This window comes from Paraburkholderia gardini (genome assembly GCF_907164575.1).
In the GTDB taxonomy this organism is placed as follows: domain Bacteria; phylum Pseudomonadota; class Gammaproteobacteria; order Burkholderiales; family Burkholderiaceae; genus Paraburkholderia; species Paraburkholderia gardini.
On sequence record NZ_CAJQYY010000003.1, the window covers coordinates 104,495 to 122,582 of the forward strand.

At 62.1% G+C, this 18,088-nt stretch carries 22 protein-coding genes, 1 tRNA gene and 1 riboswitch; of the genes, 16 read left to right on the top strand and 7 right to left on the bottom strand.

Annotation, left to right across the window (positions count from 1 at the left end; genetic code table 11):
• Window positions 1-65: 65 nt before the first annotated feature.
• The 3 genes from LPA34_RS03400 to LPA34_RS03410 all read left to right on the top strand — a co-directional run bounded on the left by LPA34_RS03400 (window position 66) and on the right by LPA34_RS03410 (window position 1,463).
• Window positions 66-368, top strand: coding sequence for a DUF883 family protein (locus tag LPA34_RS03400; protein WP_228974935.1), 303 nt, complete (start codon window positions 66-68; stop codon window positions 366-368).
• Window positions 369-494: 126 nt separating this feature from the next.
• The gene (locus tag LPA34_RS03405) at window positions 495-881 is read left to right on the top strand and encodes a phage holin family protein (protein WP_228974936.1); all 387 of its coding nucleotides are present in this window, start codon (window positions 495-497) and stop codon (window positions 879-881) included.
• A 93-nt stretch (window positions 882-974) separates the two neighbouring features.
• Window positions 975-1,463 (top strand): DUF3318 domain-containing protein, encoded by a 489-nt coding sequence (locus LPA34_RS03410; protein WP_228974938.1) that lies wholly within the window; start codon window positions 975-977, stop codon window positions 1,461-1,463.
• 97 nt (window positions 1,464-1,560) lie between these two features.
• Here the strand turns inward: LPA34_RS03410 and LPA34_RS03415 are convergent, their stop codons facing one another.
• The 7 genes from LPA34_RS03415 to glyA form a co-directional block, all read right to left on the bottom strand.
• Complete coding sequence (locus tag LPA34_RS03415) at window positions 1,561-1,989, bottom strand: type IV pilin protein (protein WP_228974939.1); 429 nt, start codon at window positions 1,987-1,989, stop codon at window positions 1,561-1,563.
• A gap of 17 nt (window positions 1,990-2,006) precedes the next feature.
• Complete coding sequence (locus tag LPA34_RS03420; RefSeq protein ID WP_228974942.1) at window positions 2,007-2,540, bottom strand: pilus assembly PilX family protein; 534 nt, start codon at window positions 2,538-2,540, stop codon at window positions 2,007-2,009.
• On the bottom strand, window positions 2,537-3,340 hold the full coding sequence (locus LPA34_RS03425; protein ID WP_228974946.1) for a PilW family protein: 804 nt from the start codon (window positions 3,338-3,340) through the stop codon (window positions 2,537-2,539). Before LPA34_RS03425 ends, LPA34_RS03420 begins: the two co-directional genes overlap by 4 nt.
• Window positions 3,337-3,768, bottom strand: a complete 432-nt coding sequence (locus tag LPA34_RS03430) for a type IV pilus modification PilV family protein (protein WP_324251703.1) — start codon at window positions 3,766-3,768, stop codon at window positions 3,337-3,339. Before LPA34_RS03430 ends, LPA34_RS03425 begins: the two co-directional genes overlap by 4 nt.
• Window positions 3,765-4,325: a GspH/FimT family pseudopilin gene (locus tag LPA34_RS03435; protein ID WP_229012581.1), complete on the bottom strand. Its 561-nt coding sequence runs from the start codon at window positions 4,323-4,325 to the stop codon at window positions 3,765-3,767. The genes LPA34_RS03430 and LPA34_RS03435 overlap by 4 nt, the downstream gene beginning before the upstream one ends.
• Window positions 4,326-4,482: 157 nt before the next feature.
• Window positions 4,483-4,977 (bottom strand): transcriptional regulator NrdR, encoded by a 495-nt coding sequence (nrdR, locus tag LPA34_RS03440; RefSeq protein WP_090532310.1) that lies wholly within the window; start codon window positions 4,975-4,977, stop codon window positions 4,483-4,485.
• 6 nt (window positions 4,978-4,983) lie between these two features.
• A complete protein-coding gene (gene glyA / locus LPA34_RS03445) occupies window positions 4,984-6,231 on the bottom strand; it encodes a serine hydroxymethyltransferase (RefSeq protein WP_228974953.1) in 1,248 nt (415 codons plus the stop codon).
• 175 nt (window positions 6,232-6,406) lie between these two features.
• Window positions 6,407-6,507, bottom strand: a riboswitch (ZMP/ZTP riboswitch).
• A gap of 339 nt (window positions 6,508-6,846) precedes the next feature.
• Here glyA and ydfG point away from each other — a divergent pair.
• From ydfG to cyoD, 13 genes are all read left to right on the top strand, one after another.
• Window positions 6,847-7,593, top strand: coding sequence for a bifunctional NADP-dependent 3-hydroxy acid dehydrogenase/3-hydroxypropionate dehydrogenase YdfG (ydfG, locus tag LPA34_RS03450; protein ID WP_228974954.1), 747 nt, complete (start codon window positions 6,847-6,849; stop codon window positions 7,591-7,593).
• Between the two features lie 57 nt (window positions 7,594-7,650).
• The gene (gene ybgC, locus LPA34_RS03455) at window positions 7,651-8,124 is read left to right on the top strand and encodes a tol-pal system-associated acyl-CoA thioesterase (RefSeq protein ID WP_228974956.1); all 474 of its coding nucleotides are present in this window, start codon (window positions 7,651-7,653) and stop codon (window positions 8,122-8,124) included.
• 153 nt (window positions 8,125-8,277) lie between these two features.
• Window positions 8,278-8,955: a protein TolQ gene (tolQ, locus tag LPA34_RS03460; protein ID WP_228974957.1), complete on the top strand. Its 678-nt coding sequence runs from the start codon at window positions 8,278-8,280 to the stop codon at window positions 8,953-8,955.
• A gap of 10 nt (window positions 8,956-8,965) precedes the next feature.
• On the top strand, window positions 8,966-9,415 hold the full coding sequence (gene tolR, locus LPA34_RS03465; RefSeq protein ID WP_228974959.1) for a protein TolR: 450 nt from the start codon (window positions 8,966-8,968) through the stop codon (window positions 9,413-9,415).
• Entirely contained in the window at window positions 9,412-10,425 is a 1,014-nt protein-coding gene (gene tolA, locus LPA34_RS03470) for a cell envelope integrity protein TolA (RefSeq protein WP_228974963.1), read from the top strand. The genes tolR and tolA overlap by 4 nt, the downstream gene beginning before the upstream one ends.
• A 116-nt stretch (window positions 10,426-10,541) precedes the next feature.
• Complete coding sequence (tolB, locus tag LPA34_RS03475; RefSeq protein ID WP_228974966.1) at window positions 10,542-11,834, top strand: Tol-Pal system beta propeller repeat protein TolB; 1,293 nt, start codon at window positions 10,542-10,544, stop codon at window positions 11,832-11,834.
• Window positions 11,835-11,867: 33 nt separating this feature from the next.
• Entirely contained in the window at window positions 11,868-12,377 is a 510-nt protein-coding gene (pal, locus tag LPA34_RS03480) for a peptidoglycan-associated lipoprotein Pal (RefSeq protein ID WP_090532324.1), read from the top strand.
• Between the two features lie 15 nt (window positions 12,378-12,392).
• Window positions 12,393-13,142, top strand: a complete 750-nt coding sequence (gene ybgF, locus LPA34_RS03485; RefSeq protein WP_228974968.1) for a tol-pal system protein YbgF — start codon at window positions 12,393-12,395, stop codon at window positions 13,140-13,142.
• 171 nt (window positions 13,143-13,313) lie between these two features.
• A tRNA-Lys gene (locus LPA34_RS03490) sits at window positions 13,314-13,389 on the top strand.
• A gap of 571 nt (window positions 13,390-13,960) precedes the next feature.
• Window positions 13,961-14,854: a ubiquinol oxidase subunit II gene (cyoA, locus tag LPA34_RS03495; RefSeq protein WP_407672493.1), complete on the top strand. Its 894-nt coding sequence runs from the start codon at window positions 13,961-13,963 to the stop codon at window positions 14,852-14,854.
• Between the two features lie 3 nt (window positions 14,855-14,857).
• Complete coding sequence (cyoB, locus tag LPA34_RS03500) at window positions 14,858-16,867, top strand: cytochrome o ubiquinol oxidase subunit I (RefSeq protein ID WP_228974972.1); 2,010 nt, start codon at window positions 14,858-14,860, stop codon at window positions 16,865-16,867.
• A complete protein-coding gene (gene cyoC, locus LPA34_RS03505; protein ID WP_228974974.1) occupies window positions 16,867-17,475 on the top strand; it encodes a cytochrome o ubiquinol oxidase subunit III in 609 nt (202 codons plus the stop codon). The genes cyoB and cyoC overlap by 1 nt, the downstream gene beginning before the upstream one ends.
• Window positions 17,476-17,808 carry a cytochrome o ubiquinol oxidase subunit IV gene (cyoD, locus tag LPA34_RS03510; protein ID WP_228974975.1) on the top strand — a complete coding sequence of 111 codons (333 nt, stop codon included), beginning with the start codon at window positions 17,476-17,478 and terminating at the stop codon, window positions 17,806-17,808.
• The last annotated feature ends 280 nt before the right edge of the window (window positions 17,809-18,088 follow it).

An 18,088-nucleotide genomic window follows, 5' to 3' on the forward strand; every position in this document is an offset into this window, starting at 1 on the left:
ACGCTCGCCAGCCGTCGTTTCTTTAGTTACGATTCACGCGTAACGTGCCACGAACGGAGCTGTCAATGTCGGAAGTTAACAAGGAGAGATTGATGTCGGATATCAAAAACGTCCTCGCGGACGCAGAGGACCTGCTGAAGCAGGCCGCGAGCGCAACCGGCGAGCGCGCTTCGGAACTCCGTGAAACGGCGCTCACGCGCCTGAAGCAGGCGAGAGAAAAGGCGGCCGATGTCCAGGTTGTGGTCGTCGAGAAGGGCAAGAAGGCGGCGCGCGCAACTGACGATTACGTACACGAGCATCCGTGGGCATCGATTGGCATTGCCGCGGGCGTGGGCGTGCTGGTCGGCTTGTTGATCAATCGCAAATAAGCAGTCACGGCAGTAGCCACCGGGCTCACGTCCGGTGCACTTCCGGCACGGTTGACCGGCGCTCGCCTGGCCGGTCCGCCTTTTCTGGCGCACCTTCCGCCTCCCCATGCGCAACGCGCGAAAGTTATGACGATCGACACCCAATCGCAGCGCGCTGACCACGGTCCGGTACGCCGCATCATCAGTTCCTTCTTTTCGATCCTGCAGACGCGGCTCGAACTGATCGGCATTGAACTGGCCGAGGAAAAAGATCGCCTGCTCACCGTGCTGTTTCTCGGTCTGGCGGCCATGATGCTCGCAACCATGGCGCTCATCGCGCTGACGGCACTTGTTGCCATCACGTTCTGGGATACGTACCGCTGGCAGTCGCTGGCTGCCATCACGGTGGTGTATGCGCTGGCCGCGCTCTTTTGCGGGTTGAAAGCCCGCAACGGTTTGCACAATGCGCCCATCGTTTTCGAGGCAACGCTGAACGAATTCGAAAAAGACCGCGAGATGTTCCGCAAGCAGTGAGGCGAGCGCGGCCGATGTGCCGCGCAGCTTGTTCCGCGCCTTGTTCCGATTTTCCCGACTTTTCTCACTTCTTTCAGGCGCCTTCGACCGAACATGAGCCAACTGCACCCAGACCACACGTTCCGCAGCAAGCGCCCTTCGAAGGAACTCGCTGCGCCGCATCTGCGCGCGCTGCGCAAGGAGCTGCTGCTCGTGCGTGCGGACGTCGAACGCATGGAACTTGTGCAGGCGACTGCGGAACTGCGCCAGGCCGTGACGCATTTCAGCTGGCTCAGGTTTTTTGTTCCGGGCTTTCGCGGAATGCGCTGGGGCGCGCCGAAAGGCAGCGCAGCCGGCATCGGCGGCCTGCTCAAGCAATATCCGCTGCTCAGTTCGCTCGCGTCCCTGCTGCTTGCCAAACCACTCCGTGCGACGGTCGCCGCTGGCGCCAGGCCGGCGCTCAAGTGGGGCAGCCTCGCTCTCGCCGCATGGGAAGCGTATCGGATCTGGCAGCAGGTCAAACAGGACGGCGGTAGTGCGAAGACCAGCCCAGATTCTGGCGCGGGTGCAGCCGGCGCCGATTCGTCACGCGAACGCGAGTGAGTTTCGACATATCGCCGGGCTTGCGGACACCTGTGCCTTGCCGGCGTCGCATCGGCAGCCACCAATCCAGGTGATGCTTCCGTAGACTGGTTCACGTTCATCGCGTGCTCCAGCATTCGTTCGCATTTGCCATCGCGGAATCCCCTGCACTCCGGTTTTTCCGCAAACCGGTCGCATCGATGATGAACGTCCCGCACGCGTCTTCGCGCATCGGCCCGTTTTCGACGGGTCGCGCTTCTACCGAATACCCACCGTTCGTATCGTCCGCACTCAACACATGCAGACGGTAAACCGGTGTGCCGAATGCGGGAGCCTGATCGAGGCCCGCGGGCAAAGCGCCGACGTTCTTCTCCGCCGATGTTTCCAGGTATTGCGCAGCGCGATACAAAGCGGACGCAGCATCGACGCGGTGGCTGCGCGCCACCTGTGCATGCCAGGACGGCACGGCGAATACGGCGAGCACTGCGGCAATCGCCATGGCGATGACGAGTTCAAGCAACGTGAATGCGTCTGCCTTTGAGTTCATGTCGTGTTTCATCCCGTTCAGAATGGTCGGGCGGTGACGCGCCGCCAGTGTCGTTCGGTCTTGCCGCCATCGATGACTATCTGCATCTGCAGCCATACCTGCGAGTCAGGCGCCGCGCCGAAGCCCCGGGCAGTCAGCAGATACGCCTTCGCTTCCGGACGACCCGTCAATCGCCAGCCTTCGGCAAGACACTCGGGCGGTCGTCCCGATCCGGGCCATTGCGCGACAGGCACGATGGCGCCAGCCACAAAGACCGCCTCGCGCTTCCACCCCGCAGGTTCGCCTGTCACCGCTGGCATCGCGCCGGCGCCTTCCGGACTCACCATGTCCGCACACAGGAGCAACGCCGAATCCGCAGCGTGAAATGCCTGCAGGTAGTCCCGCAGGTTTGACGTGCTGCGCGCGGCGGTGAGCGTCGTCTCGAACCAGGCTGCGGACGTCGCCAGCATCATCGACGTAATCAGCAGTACGACCGGCAACGCGGCACCTCGCGTGCGTCCACCGAGGCCGGTGGCTTCGGTTACGGGCCGCGGGTGAATGGCTCGCGTCATGACTGAACACCCGGACCATTGCGAACCGCGACCCGCCGCCAGAACGCCTGTCTCGCGCGCGTGTCGCTGCCGGTGCCCGACACGCCATCGCAATCGACATAGCGTACGCGCTGCCCACGCGACGCCCCGCGCACCAGAACGCACAGGTCGACTGCCACGACCCGGGCCCACTGGTCCGGCGCAAGCGCCGACGCGTCGAACGGTTGCTGCGCGTTTGCAAGCCAGTACTGGATGCGCAGTCGCTCGACGCCCTCGAACACCGGCTGTCCATAGCCCGCCTTGCCGTTGCCTTCGCAATACAGTTCCGGTTCGCCAGTCGAAGCACTGGTCTTCGCGTAGAACCGGTTCACGACCGGTGCGCCCGCGGCAGCGCCACTGACGGTCTGACCGAGACAGTCCGTGGGCTGGCCGGTGGACGAAGGCCACGTCGACACGATGTCGCCGGAATAGCGGATAACGATGCCGTCCGAATGGCTCGCCAGCGCCTCGCAGCCCGGGACGTCATCGGGGCCAGTGGGCCGCGCGCCGGAACAGCCAAAGAGCGCAGCAGACGCATTCGCCGAAGCGGGCGATGCGGCGTCGGCGGACGTGAATCCGGCCATCTGGATCTGCTGTCCAAGCAGCGTCAACGCGCCGATGCCGGTTTCCTCGATGTGAGCGGCGTCGCTGGCGCTCACGAAAGCCGCTCGCTGCGACCGGTAGAGCGCTACGGAACCAGCGGTGATCACGAGTCCGAGTACCGTCGCGATCATCACTTCGAGCAGCGTATGACCGCGCGTAAAGTATCGGTGACGCGTCATTTCGCAAACGCAATCGCAACGCACGCGGTTCCGGCCGGCAACGCGGCGTCCCCGCAAAAATCTGGCGGATCGACCAGGTTGCCCGGCGCGACGTCCCGCGCTTCCCGCACGGCGGCCCACGTCACACGTGCCGTCGCCAGGCCGCCCGCCTGCGCGACGACCGACGTGTCGCCCTTTGGCACCATGCTCGCAACCCGGGTCTTCCAGACGACCGAATCCGTTCCAGTTGCCGGCGATACCCGAAATGCCTCCACCAGCGAGTCAGCCACGAATGCCGCGCGCTCGCGCGTGGTCGTCGCGCCGGCGTGATGCGTCATCCATAGCTGCGTAGAGACCAGCCCAAGTGCCGTGACCGCGGTCACGGCCACAGCCACCATCACCTCCAGCAGAGTGCTGCCCGAACAGTTTCCATGACGGCACATTTTCATGACGACGCCCCGCAAGCGCCTTCGATCACGCGCGCGCGGCCACCGGCCGCGATTCGCACACAGCGTCGCCACCGGTCGCCGCGGGTGGCCGCCGAAGGCGAACGCGGTGCAAACTCGAAGCTGCGAAAACTGCCGATAACCTGACCGGCCGGCGGCGTGAACGCCACATCGGTCAACGTTCCCGTCACACTGACCGCCGCGAGATCCGGCTGCATGCGCAACAGTGACGACCGGCCCGCCCGTTCCAACATCACCGCCCATCCACACGACCAGTCAGCGGTGCCGGCCGGACATGGCTTGCCGGCCGCAAGACAGTGAAGCGCGCTGTCGATCCGGCACACGGTTACGCGCGCGCTCCGCCTGAGCGCTTCCCCACGGGCAAACGCCAGCGTCGAAACGAGTGCTTTCGCACGCGCGTCGACCTGATCACGCACGCGCCACGCAAAAAACGACGGTGTTGCCAGTACGGCAAGTACCGTGAGCAGCGCGATAACAACAAGCGTTTCGACCAGCGTGAATCCATCACCATGTGGAACCGGAAAGGCGTTCATTTTCATCTGCATCCCTGAATGATTCGAAGAATGCAGACAATTTACCGGGCACCTCGAACGCCTACAATCGGCCGGATGGCCAGGTAGCGGACGCGCGCGTTCACACGCCAGAATTCAGGCGTGACAGCGACTCAAGGGGAAGGAAATGCGGATGCGCGAAGAACTAGCGCTTGCGGGTGGGCTTGCCAGGCGCGGCAGGAGGCGCGGCCATGCGCCGGAATTCCTCGATCACGTCCTCGAATTCGGAGACGTCCTCGAAGCGCCGGTAGACGGAGGCGAAGCGGACATAGGCGATCGTATCGAGCTCGCGCAACTCGTTCATCACGAGTTCGCCCAGGCGCTCGCTGCGAACTTCGCGCTCACCGCTGCCAAGCAGCTGGTATTCGATACGCGAAGCCGCCGCATCGATTGCATCGGCGGCAACCGGGCGCTTGCGCAGCGCCAGTTGCATGCTCGCGACAATCTTGCGGCGATCGAATTCAGTGCGGCTGCCATCCTTCTTGACAACCGAAGGCAACGCCAGCTCGACCCGCTCATACGTCGTGAAACGTTTGTCGCAGGCCGGGCAGCGCCGGCGCCGGCGAATCGCGGCGCCATCTTCGGACACACGCGAATCAACCACCTGTGTGTCGTCATGCCGGCAGAAGGGGCAGCGCATGGCTGGTTAGCCGTACACCGGGAAACGCTTCGTCAACCCGGCGACCTGTGCGCGCACGCGTTCGATCGTGGCGGCATCTTCCGGGTTGTCGAGCACGTCGGCGATCAGGTTGCCCACCAGTTCCGCTTCCTTCTCACCGAAGCCGCGAGTCGTCATGGCCGGCGAGCCAAGACGCACACCGCTCGTGACGAACGGCTTTTCCGGATCGTTCGGAATGGCGTTCTTGTTGACCGTGATGTGCGCTGCGCCGAGCGCCGCTTCCGCAGCCTTGCCGGTGATGTTCTTCGCGCGCAGGTCGACCAGCATCACGTGGCTTTCGGTGCGGCCCGACACGATGCGCAGGCCTCGCTTCACGAGCGTTTCCGCCAGCACGCGTGCGTTGTCCACCACCTTTTGCTGGTATTCCCGGAATTCCGGCGACAGCGCTTCCTTGAACGCCACGGCCTTGCCGGCGATCACGTGCATCAGCGGTCCGCCCTGAATTCCCGGGAAGATTGCCGAATTGATCTGCTTCTCGAACTCGGCCTTCATCAGGATCACACCGCCGCGCGGGCCGCGCAGGCTCTTGTGCGTGGTCGTCGTGACAAAATCGGAGTGCGGCACCGGGTTCGGATACACGCCCGCGGCCACCAGACCCGCGTAGTGCGCCATGTCGACCATGAAATACGCACCCACCGACTTCGCGATCTTCGACAGGCGTTCGAAGTCGATGCGCAGCGCGAAAGCCGACGCGCCGGCGATGATCAGCTTCGGCTTGTGTTCCTGGGCAAGCTTTTCAGCCGCGTCGTAGTCGATGTCTTCGGCTTCGTTCAGGCCGTAGCTCACGACGTTGAACCACTTGCCCGACATGTTGACCGGCGAGCCGTGCGTCAGGTGACCGCCGTGAGCGAGGCTCATGCCCATGATCGTGTCGCCCGGCTTCAGCATCGCGAAAAACACGCCCTGGTTTGCCTGCGAGCCCGAGTTCGGCTGCACGTTCGCGGCTTCGGCGCCGAACAGCTGCTTCACACGGTCGATCGCCAGCTGTTCCGCGATATCGACGTACTCGCAGCCACCGTAGTAGCGCTTGCCCGGATAACCTTCCGCGTACTTGTTCGTGAGTTGCGAACCCTGCGCGGCCATCACGGCGGGGCTCGTGTAGTTTTCGGACGCGATCAGTTCGATATGGTCTTCCTGACGGCGGTTTTCCTGTTCGATCACCTTCCAGAGTTCGGGATCGACGTTGGCGATGGTGCTTTTGGCTCTGTCAAACATACGGTTTCCGTTAAATGTGTTCAGGTTGACCGGATCGTGCGCCGAATTGTGTGCAGAAGGCGTAGCGGGTATGCGGCGCTGCTGGCGGCTGGGCCAGCCTTGACGTGGCGGATGGAGATGTACCGTACACGCGAGGCAAGGCAGCCACCGGCGGCGCAAAATATCGCGCGCGGATCACGGCTGCCCAGGCGAACGGCAAAAACGGCACCCTGCGCTTCACGGTGGGTTGTTCCACCTTGAACCCCGAGGGTTCTATCGCCAGTCACGCAGGGGTGAGCGCGTTAGTTTATTTGAAGCGCATCGAATAGGCAACCACGCTACAGGCCCCGCCGGAGCGTACCTCGCAGCGTTGTTTTGCGGGCAGAAGCTATCCGGGCGGGCAAGTCATGCAAGTCGCGCCACACAGCACTTCGAGCATGACATCGGGCCGGGGGCCAGGGGCATCAGCTCCGGAGGCACGGGCTTCGTAAAATCGCCGCCAGCTACCCACGCGAACCCGGGGCACCAGCCGCGGTCACGACACTCGCCCCAGACAGTCAGGGTCTTCCCTTGCCGCAGCGCCGCATTGGAAGTAGGCTTGGCACCTTATTTTTCTCCACCGACCAGGGAGCAGCAATGATCGTCTTCGTCACAGGGGCGTCCGCAGGGTTTGGCGCCGCCATCGCCCGGGCCTTCGTCAAGGGCGGCCACAAGGTGGTCGCCACCGCGCGCCGCAAGGACCGCCTCGACGCACTCGCCGGCGAACTCGGCGACGCGCTTCTTCCGTTCGAACTCGACGTACGCGACCGGGCGGCCGTCGAAGCCGCACCCGCCTCGCTGCCGGCGGAATTCGCCGCCGTCGACGTGCTCGTCAACAACGCGGGCCTCGCGCTCGGCCTCGAACCGGCCCAGCGCGCGGAACTCGACGACTGGACCACGATGATCGACACGAACTGCACGGGCCTCGTGCAGGTGACCCGGGCACTGCTGCCAGGCATGGTCGAGCGCAATCGCGGCCATGTGTTCAACCTGGGCTCGGTCGCGGGCAGGTGGCCGTATCCGGGTGGCAACGTCTACGGCGCGACCAAGGCCTTCGTGCGTCAGTTCAGCCTGAACCTGCGCTCCGATCTGGCCGGCACCGCGATCCGCGTGACGGACATCGAGCCGGGCCTGTGCGGCGGGACCGAATTCTCGAACGTGCGTTTTCGCGGCGACGACGAAAAGGCGGCCAACATCTATCAGAACGTGCAGCCGCTGACCGCCGAAGACATCGCCGATTCGATCTACTGGATCGCGACGCGCCCCGCGCACGTCAACATCAACACGATCGAACTGATGCCCGTGGCGCAGACGTTTGCGGGCCTTAGCATCCATCGCGGCTAACAGATACCAGGCGGAACGCGCACCGAAAATCGGGATAGCGACGCGCGTTCCGGTAAAATGCGCGCCATGGATATGTCTACCAGTCAGCCCGGCACGGAAATCGGCTTCACCTGGCCGATCCGGGTGTACTACGAAGATACCGACGCCGGCGGCATTGTTTTTTACGCGAATTACCTGAAGTTTTTTGAGCGGGCGCGTACCGAATGGCTGCGCGCGTGCGGCGTGGACCAGACCCGGCTCGCGGACGAAACCGGCGCGATCTTCATCGTGCGCAGCACCGCGCTCGACTATCGCGCACCGGCCCGTCTCGACGACATGATCACCGTCGTCAGCCGGATCGAGCGGCTTGGCCGGGCATCGGTCGACTTTGCGCAGGAAGCATGGCGAGAAGGAACGCTGCTTGCTGCGGGGAGCATCCGGGTTGGCTGCGTCGAGCGCACCTCGATCAGGCCAACTGCTATTCCTCCCTCTGTGCTTGCCGCGCTGCGGCGCGGTCCAGCCGGAGCCAGCGTGTCAACCGCGGGGGTCTGAGCACCGTTGTCTGGGTGCCAGTGAACTCGTATCGATCAGGCAACACAAAGCATGGTTCGGCCAGCGCCTAGCTGATGTTTTCCGTTTCCCGACGGAAAGCTTCGATAAGCCCTTCAGCCGGACGCCCCTTCCGGGACGTTACAGCGAACCTATATGAACACTACACAAGATCTGTCGATCATTTCCCTCGTTCTTAACGCGAGCCTGCTGGCGCAGGCAGTGATGGCGCTATTGCTGCTGCTGTCGCTGATGTCGTGGACTTTCATCTTCCGCAAGTGGTTTGCGATTCGCCGTGCGCGCGTGCAGACCGAGCGCTTTGAACGCGATTTCTGGTCGGGCGGCGACCTGCAGGCGCTGTATCAAAGCGCCGCGAACAACCGTCATACGATTGGTGCGCTCGAACGCATTTTCGAGTCGGGCATGCGCGAATTTCTGAAGGGCAAGGAAAAGCGCCTCAACGATTCGGGAGCGATCCTCGACGGCGCCCGCCGTGCAATGCGGGCAGCCTTCCAGCGTGAGATGGACGTGCTCGAAGCGAATCTCGCGTTCCTCGCTTCGGTTGGCTCGGTCAGCCCATATATTGGTCTCTTCGGCACGGTGTGGGGGATCATGAATGCGTTCCGCGGTCTCGCGAACGTGCAGCAGGCCACGCTCGCCAACGTCGCGCCAGGCATCGCCGAAGCGCTGACGGCCACCGCCATCGGCCTCTTCGCCGCCATTCCGGCCGTGGTCGCGTACAACCGCTACGCACACGACATCGACCGCCTCGCGATCCGCTTCGAAACCTTCATCGAAGAGTTCTCGAACATCCTGCAGCGCCAGGCGCACTAAGGAGTCCACGATGGCCGGTTCCTCCCGTTCCAGCAGCATGCGCGGCAGCCGTTCGCGCCGCGCGATGGCGGACATCAACGTCGTGCCGTACATCGATGTGATGCTTGTGTTGCTCGTGATTTTCATGGTGACCGCGCCGCTCGTCGCGCCATCGATCGTCAATCTGCCGACCGTCGGCGGCGCCGCGCCGCAGCAGCAGACACCGCCCGTGATCGTCAACATTCGCGCCGACGGCAACATGAGCGTCAAGTACAAGGACGACGCGGGCACGCAGCAGCAGGAAGACATGACGAGAGCGGACCTGAACGGCTTCATCACCGACCGTGCGCAGACGCATCCCGATCAGCCGGTCGTGATCGCCGCCGACAAGACCGTCAAGTATGAAGTCGTGATGAACGTGATGTCCGATCTGAAAGCTCGCGGCGTCAAACGCGTTGGATTGCTCGTCAAATCGCAATGATCCGGAAGAATTCCGCCGCTCCCGTCCGACCGCCGCGTGAACGCGGCACATGGCGCGCGTTCGTGCTCGCGCTGGTGATGCACGTGCTGCTCGGGTTCTTCCTGTATCACGGCATTCACTGGCAGAACAGCACGCCGGCCGGCGCCGAAGCCGAGTTGTGGACCGCCGTGCCGGATACACCCATGCCGCGACCGGTTCCGCCGCCACCGCAACCGGTCGCCCCTGCCCCTCCCGTACAGGACGAGCAGGCCGACATCGCACTGCAGGAAAAGAAACGTCAGCAGGAGGAAGCCGCGCGTCAGGCACAACTGGCCGAGCAACAACGCCAGAAGCTGCAGGCGCAGCAGGAAGCCGAAGCGAAACGTCAGCAGCAACTCGCACAACAGCAGGCCGCAGACCTCGCCGCGCAGAAAGCCGCCGCGCTCAAGCAGAAACAGCAACTGGCCGACAAGCTCAAGCAGCAACAACTCGCCGAGCAGCAGAAGCAGGATCAGTTGAAGCAGCAAAAAGAAGAACAGCAGAAGGATGAGCAGCAGGCCAGGGCCGACGCACAGAAGAAAGCGGACGCCGAAAAGGCTGCGAAGGCAAAGGCCGCGCAGGCGCAGGCCGAAGCACAGGCGAAGAAGGTCGACACCGAGCGCCGCGCGCGTCTCGCGCAGATGCAGGGCATGGCCGGCGGCGAAGGCTCGACGGGCCAGGGCCTCGCGAAGAGCGGCACGGGCAGCGGCGCGGGCGGCAATGCGGCGTCGGCAGGTTACGCGGAGAAAGTGCAACGGCGTGTGCGTCCGAACATCGTGTGGGCCGGCGATACGCAGGGCCTCGAAACGGTCGTGGCCGTGCGCTGCTCGCCGACGGGTACATTGTTGAGCGCAACGATCACACGTGGCAGCAGCAACACCCAGTGGGACGATGCCGCCTTGCGCGCGGTCCAGCGTTCGGATCCGATGCCGCTCGACACGAATGGAAAAACGCCGGCCAGCTTTACGATTACGTTGCGGCCGGCAGGTTGATGGCAGACGCGCGCCCTTGTGCTGCAAGGAGCGCGCCCGGGAACGAATTGTGCAATTCCGGGTCTGTCTGCTGTCGTATTGTGGTAGAAATCCCGTTTTTGGAGAATCCATACAGCATGAGTTTGATGACCAAGTCAGGCCTGAGGGTGCTCCTGGCGTCGTGCCTGATCGCGGCGGGCAGCAGCGCACACGCGCAACTCAACGTACTCGTTACGGGCGTTGGGTCTACCCAGTTTCCGATCGCTACAGCGAATTTCGCTAACGAAGCGAATTCTCCCCAGCAGATCAGTACGATCGTGCGCCAGGATCTGCAGCGCAGCGGCAAATTCACCAACATCGATGCGGGTGCCACACCCGTAGCCGAAACCGATTCCGTCGACCTCGGCAGCTGGAAGGCCAAGGGTGCCGATGCATTCGTATCCGGCAGTGTGAACCACCTGTCGAACGGCCAGTACGAAGTGCGCTTCAAGCTCTACGACACCGTCAAGCAGCAGAGCCTCGGCGGCCTCGTGCTCGTGAGCCCCGAAAGCGGTCTGCGCATGAGCGCGCACAAGATCGCGGACTACATCTACGCAAAGCTGATGGGCTCACGCGGCGTGTTCGCCACGCGTCTGTCGTACGTCATCAAGACGGGCAACCGTTATCAGTTGCAGGTTTCCGATTCGGACGGCCAGGACGCGCACATCGCGCTCTCCAGTCCGGAGCCGATCATTTCGCCGGCGTGGTCGCCGGATGGCACGAAGGTCGCCTACGTGTCGTTCGAGAAGAAGAAGCCGATCGTCTACATTCACGATCTGCCTACGGGTCGCCGGATTATCGTCTCCGACCAGAAGGGCAACAACAGCGCGCCCGCGTGGTCGCCGGACGGTCGTACGCTCGCGATAGCGCTGTCGCGCACCGGCAACACGCAGATCTTCAGCGTCAACGCCGATGGCAGTGGCCTGCGTCGCCTGACACAGGGCAGTTCGATCGATACGGAACCCGCGTTCTCGCCTGACGGCCAGTGGATCTATTTCACGAGCGACCGCGGCGGCGCCCCGCAGATCTACAAGATGCCGGTTCAGGGTGAAAGCAGCGGTGCTGCGCAACGCGTCACGTTCTCAGGCAACTACAACACAAGTCCGCGCGTGAGCCCGGACGGCAAGGAACTCGCGTACATTTCGCGCGTGGGTGGTGCCTTCAAGCTGTATTTGCTGGATTTGCAGACCGGCGCGGCAACAGGGCTCACCGACACGACACATGACGAATCGCCCAGCTTCGCGGCGAACGGTCAGTACATTCTTTACGCCACTCAGGTGAACGGCCGTGGCGTGTTGGCCGCAGTGTCGACCGATGGTCGTACCCGACAGGTCCTGTCCGTTCAGGGCGGCAACGTTCGCGAGCCGTCCTGGGGCCCGTTTATGCAATAACGTTTATGCAATAACACACAAGGAGAGTAAAAAATGATGTCCAAACTTCGTATCGCATTTGCTGTATTGATGCTCGGCGCGCTTGCCGCCTGTCATTCGGGCGTGAAGCTCGATGAAAACGCCAACAAGGGGGGCGCGGTCAGCACTCAACCGAACCCGAACGCGGTTGCCCAGGTGAACGTCGATCCGCTGAACGATCCGAACAGCCCGCTCGCCAAGCGCAGCATCTATTTCGACTTCGACAGCTACTCGGTCAAGGACGACTACCAGTCGCTGCTGGGCCAGCACGCGCAATACCTGAAGAGCCATCCGGAGCGTCACGTGCTGATCCAGGGCAACACCGACGAACGCGGCACGAGCGAGTACAACCTGGCACTCGGCCAGAAGCGTGCTGAAGCTGTGCGTCGTTCGCTGTCGCTGCTGGGCGTGCCTGATTCGCAGATGGAAGCTGTGAGTCTCGGCAAGGAAAAGCCGCAGGCAACGGGTCACGACGAATCGTCGTGGGCGCAGAACCGCCGCGCAGACCTCGTGTACCAACAGTAACGGATGATGAGCAGAATGACGCATCGTTTCTCCTGGCTGCGGGTTACCGCAGCGGCCTGCGTCGCGGGGACGGCCTTGATGGCCGGACCGGCGCACGCTGGCATGTTTGACGACGATCAGGCCCGTCAGGCGATCCTCGATCTGCGTACCAAGACCGACAGCCTGTCGAGTCAGTTGTCCGCAGCACAGCGCACGATCCTCGATCAGTCCAACCGTCTCGACCAGCTGAACCAGCAGGTCGCTACGCTGCGTGGACAGAATGAGGACATGGCCAATCAGCTCGCGACTGTGCAGAAGCAGCAGAAGGACTACTACACCGACCTCGATGGCCGGCTGAAGAAGTTCGAGCCGCAGCAGCAGACAGTCGATGGCGTGCAGGGTGTGGTGCAGCCGGGTGAAACAGACGCGTTCAACGCCGCCTCGCAGCAGTTCCGCAGCGGCGATTTCAAGAACGCGGCTGCGTCGTTCCGCGCGTTCATCGCGAAGTATCCGCAGAGCCCTTATCAGCCGACCGCGCAGTACTGGCTCGGCAACGCGCAATATGCATTGCGCGATTACAAGGGCTCGACGGCGACGTGGCAAGGCGTCGTGAAGAATTACCCGCAGCATCCGCGTGCGCCTGAAGCGCTGCTCGCGATTGCAAACAATCAGCTCGAACAGGGACAGAAGGCAGCCGCCCGCAAGACCCTGGAGCAGATCGTCGCGCAATACGGCAGCTCGGACGTGGCGCAGTCGGCTCAAAGCAAGCTGTCGCAGATCAAGTAAAGACAGCTGCTCGCAGTACAGCGCGTAGTATCGGTATCTGTGTCATGCGACGCGCGCCTCTCGCTGAAAAGCCCGGAGCACCCAGTGCTCCGGGCTTTTCTCTTTGGCGCACCGGGGGCGCGGCAGGTTGACATGTGCGCCCCTCCATCGCTATAATCTCGCTTCTCTTTTGGGTCGTTAGCTCAGCTGGTAGAGCAGCGGACTTTTAATCCGTTGGTCACAGGTTCGAATCCCGTACGGCCTACCAAAGATTTAAAGGGCTCAGCGCAAGCTGGGCCCTTTTTCTTTGCTTCGTGGAAAACAGGCGTGCGCCGCATTTCGTGCGATTGCTCCTCGATACAGCATCTCGCCCTCGGCCCTCTTCCGAACGCCTCCTCGGATACCGCTCTCATCACGTCGCGCTCAAACAGCAACTCGTCGATGTCGTTCAGACTGTACTAAAACCCGGGATACCTGCGCATTGCACAGCCGAAAGCTCCAGCCGGAAAATCCCGGCTGCCACGTGGCGATCCTGCATTCTTCGTCGCGCGGATCTGAGGCGGCCAACCCAGCAACCTGACAACGCTTTCGCCATCTCGATTCGCGCCTTTGCGGTCAGACCGTCGAAGCCACGAGCGGCATCCTCGCGCGCGACCCACGTTGCGCCATCGCCCCATCCAGTCAATACGACAACTGATGTGCATTTCCCTGTTCGCGATCAAATTCCGCCTACGCGCTCTTTCGTAGAATCCGGCGGGATACGCACCTGAGTGCGTGGGTTGCGGGTTGCGAAGACAAGGCGAATTCCGCAAGGGCTCAATGAAAAGCAGGTGAATATGATGAACAAGGGAGTCCTTAAAACCAGGGTGCTGATACCCCTGGGGGGCGCACTGGCCACATGTCTTTCCGGGTGCGGCAAGCTCGACGTGCTCGACCCGAAAGGCAGCATCGGGGTAGCGGAAAAATCCCTGATTGGCACGGCGACCTTCACGATGTTGATCGTCGTCGTGCCCGTCATCCTGATGACACTATGGTTTGCGTGGCACTACCGTGCGAGCAACCATCGGGCGAAGTACGCGCCGAAGTGGGCGCATTCCACGGCGATCGAAGTCGTTATCTGGACGGTGCCGTCCATCATCATCCTGTGTCTCGGGGTGCTGACCTGGAAGACGACGCACGAACTCGATCCCTACCGGCCAATCGAGTCGGCGGTCAAGCCGATCAACGTTGAAGTGGTCGCGCTCGACTGGAAATGGCTCTTCATTTACCCGGATCTCGGCATTGCATCGGTCAATCAGCTGGCCTTCCCGGTCGGTACACCGGTGCACTTCATGATCACGTCCGATTCCGTCATGAACTCGTTCTTCATCCCGCAACTGGGCAGCCAGATCTACGCGATGGCGGGGATGCAGACGCAACTGCACCTGGTTGCGGACGAAGCAGGCGATTACGCCGGCGTGTCGGCCAATTTCAGCGGCAAGGGGTTTTCCGACATGAAATTCCGCGCGCTCGCCACCAGCCCCGAGCAGTTCAACGCGTGGGTGCAAACGGTCAAGGGGTCGTCCAGCCGGCTCGACATGAACGAATACAACACGGTCGCGCAACCGGGCGAGAAGGAGCCTGTGCGCTACTTCTCCTCGATCGACCCGCGACTGTTCCACAACATCATCGCGAAATACAACAACGGCAACGTTCTCGATTTGCAGAACAGCAATTGCAGTACGAAGGGGTAACACATGTTCGGAAAACTGACACTTTCGGCGATTCCGTTCGATCAGCCCATCATCATGGGCGCGGGCGCCCTGATGGCGATCCTCGTCATCGCCACGCTCGTCGCATTGACGTGGTTCGGCAAGTGGAAATGGCTGTGGAGCGAGTGGATCACCAGCGTCGATCACAAGAAGATCGGCGTGATGTACATCGTGGTCGCCGTACTGATGCTCGTGCGCGGCTTTGTCGACGCGGTAATGATGCGCCTGCAACTGGCGCTCGCCTACGATTCGCCGGGCTACCTGCCTCCGCATCACTACGACCAGATCTTCACGGCGCACGGCGTCATCATGATCTTCTTCATGGCGATGGCGCTGATGGTGGGACTGTTCAACCTGATCGTGCCGCTGCAAATCGGTGCCCGTGACGTAGCCTTCCCGTTCCTGAACTCGCTGTCCTTCTGGATGACGGCGATCAGCGCCATCCTGATGAACCTGTCGCTGGTGATCGGTGAGTTCGCACAGGTCGGCTGGCTCGCGTATCCACCGTTGTCGGAGCTGCAGTTCAGTCCAGGCGTGGGAGTCGACTACTACATCTGGAGCCTGCAACTGTCGGGCGTCGGCACGCTGATTACGGCAATCAACTTCTTCGTGACGATCATCCGCATGCGCGCACCCGGCATGTCGCTGATGAAAATGCCCGTGTTCACGTGGACCGCGCTGTGTTCGAACGTACTCATCATGGCGACGTTCCCGATTCTCACCATTGCGCTGGCGCTGCTCGGTCTGGACCGTTACCTCGGCATGCACTTCTTCACGAACGATGCCGGCGGCAACGCAATGATGTATCTGAACCTGATCTGGGCATGGGGTCACCCCGAGGTCTATATCCTGGTTTTGCCGGCGTTCGGCATTTATTCCGAAGTCATCGCAACGTTCGCAAAAAAGCCGCTGTTCGGCTACCGGACAATGGTGTACGCATCCTGCGTGATCACGGTGCTGGCGTTCCTCGTGTGGCTGCATCACTTCTTCACGATGGGCTCCGGCGCGGACGTCAACGCGTTCTTCGGCATTATGACGATGGTCATTGCCATTCCGACCGGCGTGAAAGTATTCAACTGGCTGTTCACGATCTATCGCGGCCGCCTCGAATTTTCTGCTCCGGTACTGTGGACGATCGGCTTCATGATCACGTTCACGATCGGCGGCATGACGGGCGTGATGATGGCGATTCCTGGCGCGGACTTTGTGCTGCACAACAGCCTGTTCCTGATCGCTCACTTCCATAACGCGATCATCGGCGGCGTGGTGTTCGGCTATCTGGCGGGGGTCCATTACTGGTTTCCGAAAGCGTTCGGCTTCAGGCTGAACGAGAAGCTCGGCAAGTGCGCATTCTGGTTCTGGTTCGTCGGCTTCTACGTGTCCTTCATGCCGCTCTATGTACTCGGCTTCATGGGCATGACGCGGCGTCTGAACCACTATGACAACCCGGCATGGCAGCCGTGGCTGATCGTCGCCGCGTGCGGCGTGGTGTTGATCGCGCTCGGTGTGGTGTGTCAGGTCGCCCAGGTGGTAGTGAGCGTGCGTAACCGCAAATTGCCGGAATACCGCGACCTGACGGGCGATCCATGGGGTGGCCGTACGCTTGAATGGGCCACGTCGTCGCCGCCGCCTGTCTACAACTTCGCGACCATTCCCGTGGTCCATGAACTCGACGCGTTCGCGCACATGAAGGAACACGGGCAGGGCCTCGGCAAGGATGCGGTATACGGTGCAATTCATATGCCGTCCAACACCAGTGCAGGGTTCCTGATCGGCATGTTCAGCCTTGTGCTGGGTTTTGCCGGTGTATGGCACATCACATGGCTCGCGGTCGTTGCGCTCGTTGCCATCATGGCTACCGTAATCGGTCGCAGCTTCGGCGACAACGACGGCTACACCATTTCCGTCGAAACGGTGCGGGCGATCGAAGAGAAACAAGGAGCGGCAATGCATGGGAAACGTGAAAGCGTGCGCGCTGCCGCGGAGGTCATCTGATGCTGCAAAAAACCAATCTCGCCACGCTGGCCGAACAGGAAAGCGAACACGCCCCCTCTCATTCGGTATTTGGCTTCTGGCTGTATCTCATGACCGACTGCGTGCTGTTCGCGTCGTTGTTTGCGGTGTTCGCCGTGATGGCGCATCAATTCGGGGGCGGTCCATCCGGCAAGGATCTGTTTGACATTCCGGGGGTGGCGCTGGAAACCGCGGTGCTGCTGCTGAGCAGCATCACCTACGGTTTTGCGATGCTCGGCGCGCACAGGCGCAAGTCGGGTGTCGTGCTGGGCTGGCTGGCCGTTACGTTTGTGCTCGGTCTCGCGTTTCTCTGGTTCGAACTGAATGAGTTTTCGCACATGATTGCCGAGGGCGCCGGTCCTGGCCGCAGTGCGTTTCTTTCGTCATTTTTCACGCTGGTCGGCACGCACGGCTTGCATGTGACGGTTGGCCTCATATGGATGATCGTGCTGGCCGTGCAGATCGTCCTCAAGCCCGAACTGTCGGAACGGGAAATTACGCGACTCACGTGCCTGAGTCTCTTCTGGCACTTTCTCGACATCGTGTGGATCTGTGTCTTTTCATTTGTCTATCTTGGGAGCGTGCTCTAAATGGCGCATACGCAATCGCTGCATGAAGAAGAGGGGCACGGCAGCCTTTCTGGCTATATCACCGGATTCGTCATCGCTGTGCTGCTAACGGCGGCGTCGTTCGGACTGGTCATGCGCGGCGCTTTGCCGCCGCAGTCGGCGATGCTTGTGCTGGCCGTGCTCGCACTCGTGCAGATCGTCGTCCATCTGGTGTTTTTCCTGCACCTGAACACGTCGTCCGGTCAACGCTGGAACGTGATGGCGCTGTGCTATACCGCAGTGGCCTCGGTCATCCTGATCGGCGGCACGGTATGGGTGATGCACAACGTCAGCATGAACATGATGTCCCGCTAAAGCCGCGCGTCTGGCTACCGCCGCTCAAAATAAAACGCCTGACGCTTCAACGAGAATTGCCTTGATGCTGGACAGGCGACCGGGAACGCCTGCCCTTCCCGGTCGACGAGGCACAATGCGAGTGCCAGACGCGCAGGCAGCGTGTGCCAGCGCGTTTGCGCGCATGCCCACAGCGAAAACGGCTGGCGCAAGCTGGAACACGGTGCTCCACGGCCCGTAACAGGGGCCCGCGCCGTCCGGTCACCGTGATTCCCTGGAATGATCCTTGCGGCGGCGCGCG

What these genes read in the sequence shown, in the direction of transcription:
- nrdR (WP_090532310.1), bottom strand. Translation starts at nt 4,977, where the DNA reads ATGCGCTGCCCCTTCTGCCGGCATGACGACACACAGGTGGTTGATTCG.
- tolQ (WP_228974957.1), top strand. Translation starts at nt 8,278, where the DNA reads ATGAACACTACACAAGATCTGTCGATCATTTCCCTCGTTCTTAACGCG.
- glyA (WP_228974953.1), bottom strand. Translation starts at nt 6,231, where the DNA reads ATGTTTGACAGAGCCAAAAGCACCATCGCCAACGTCGATCCCGAACTC.
- LPA34_RS03410 (WP_228974938.1), top strand. Translation starts at nt 975, where the DNA reads ATGAGCCAACTGCACCCAGACCACACGTTCCGCAGCAAGCGCCCTTCG.
- LPA34_RS03415 (WP_228974939.1), bottom strand. Translation starts at nt 1,989, where the DNA reads ATGAACTCAAAGGCAGACGCATTCACGTTGCTTGAACTCGTCATCGCC.
- tolR (WP_228974959.1), top strand. Translation starts at nt 8,966, where the DNA reads ATGGCCGGTTCCTCCCGTTCCAGCAGCATGCGCGGCAGCCGTTCGCGC.
- LPA34_RS03430 (WP_324251703.1), bottom strand. Translation starts at nt 3,768, where the DNA reads ATGAAAATGTGCCGTCATGGAAACTGTTCGGGCAGCACTCTGCTGGAG.
- tolB (WP_228974966.1), top strand. Translation starts at nt 10,542, where the DNA reads ATGAGTTTGATGACCAAGTCAGGCCTGAGGGTGCTCCTGGCGTCGTGC.
- LPA34_RS03425 (WP_228974946.1), bottom strand. Translation starts at nt 3,340, where the DNA reads ATGACGCGTCACCGATACTTTACGCGCGGTCATACGCTGCTCGAAGTG.
- ybgF (WP_228974968.1), top strand. Translation starts at nt 12,393, where the DNA reads ATGACGCATCGTTTCTCCTGGCTGCGGGTTACCGCAGCGGCCTGCGTC.
- LPA34_RS03400 (WP_228974935.1), top strand. Translation starts at nt 66, where the DNA reads ATGTCGGAAGTTAACAAGGAGAGATTGATGTCGGATATCAAAAACGTC.
- ybgC (WP_228974956.1), top strand. Translation starts at nt 7,651, where the DNA reads ATGCGCGCCATGGATATGTCTACCAGTCAGCCCGGCACGGAAATCGGC.
- pal (WP_090532324.1), top strand. Translation starts at nt 11,868, where the DNA reads ATGATGTCCAAACTTCGTATCGCATTTGCTGTATTGATGCTCGGCGCG.
- LPA34_RS03420 (WP_228974942.1), bottom strand. Translation starts at nt 2,540, where the DNA reads ATGACGCGAGCCATTCACCCGCGGCCCGTAACCGAAGCCACCGGCCTC.
- cyoD (WP_228974975.1), top strand. Translation starts at nt 17,476, where the DNA reads ATGGCGCATACGCAATCGCTGCATGAAGAAGAGGGGCACGGCAGCCTT.
- tolA (WP_228974963.1), top strand. Translation starts at nt 9,412, where the DNA reads ATGATCCGGAAGAATTCCGCCGCTCCCGTCCGACCGCCGCGTGAACGC.
- cyoB (WP_228974972.1), top strand. Translation starts at nt 14,858, where the DNA reads ATGTTCGGAAAACTGACACTTTCGGCGATTCCGTTCGATCAGCCCATC.
- LPA34_RS03405 (WP_228974936.1), top strand. Translation starts at nt 495, where the DNA reads ATGACGATCGACACCCAATCGCAGCGCGCTGACCACGGTCCGGTACGC.
- ydfG (WP_228974954.1), top strand. Translation starts at nt 6,847, where the DNA reads ATGATCGTCTTCGTCACAGGGGCGTCCGCAGGGTTTGGCGCCGCCATC.
- LPA34_RS03435 (WP_229012581.1), bottom strand. Translation starts at nt 4,325, where the DNA reads ATGAAAATGAACGCCTTTCCGGTTCCACATGGTGATGGATTCACGCTG.
- cyoA (WP_407672493.1), top strand. Translation starts at nt 13,961, where the DNA reads ATGAACAAGGGAGTCCTTAAAACCAGGGTGCTGATACCCCTGGGGGGC.
- cyoC (WP_228974974.1), top strand. Translation starts at nt 16,867, where the DNA reads ATGCTGCAAAAAACCAATCTCGCCACGCTGGCCGAACAGGAAAGCGAA.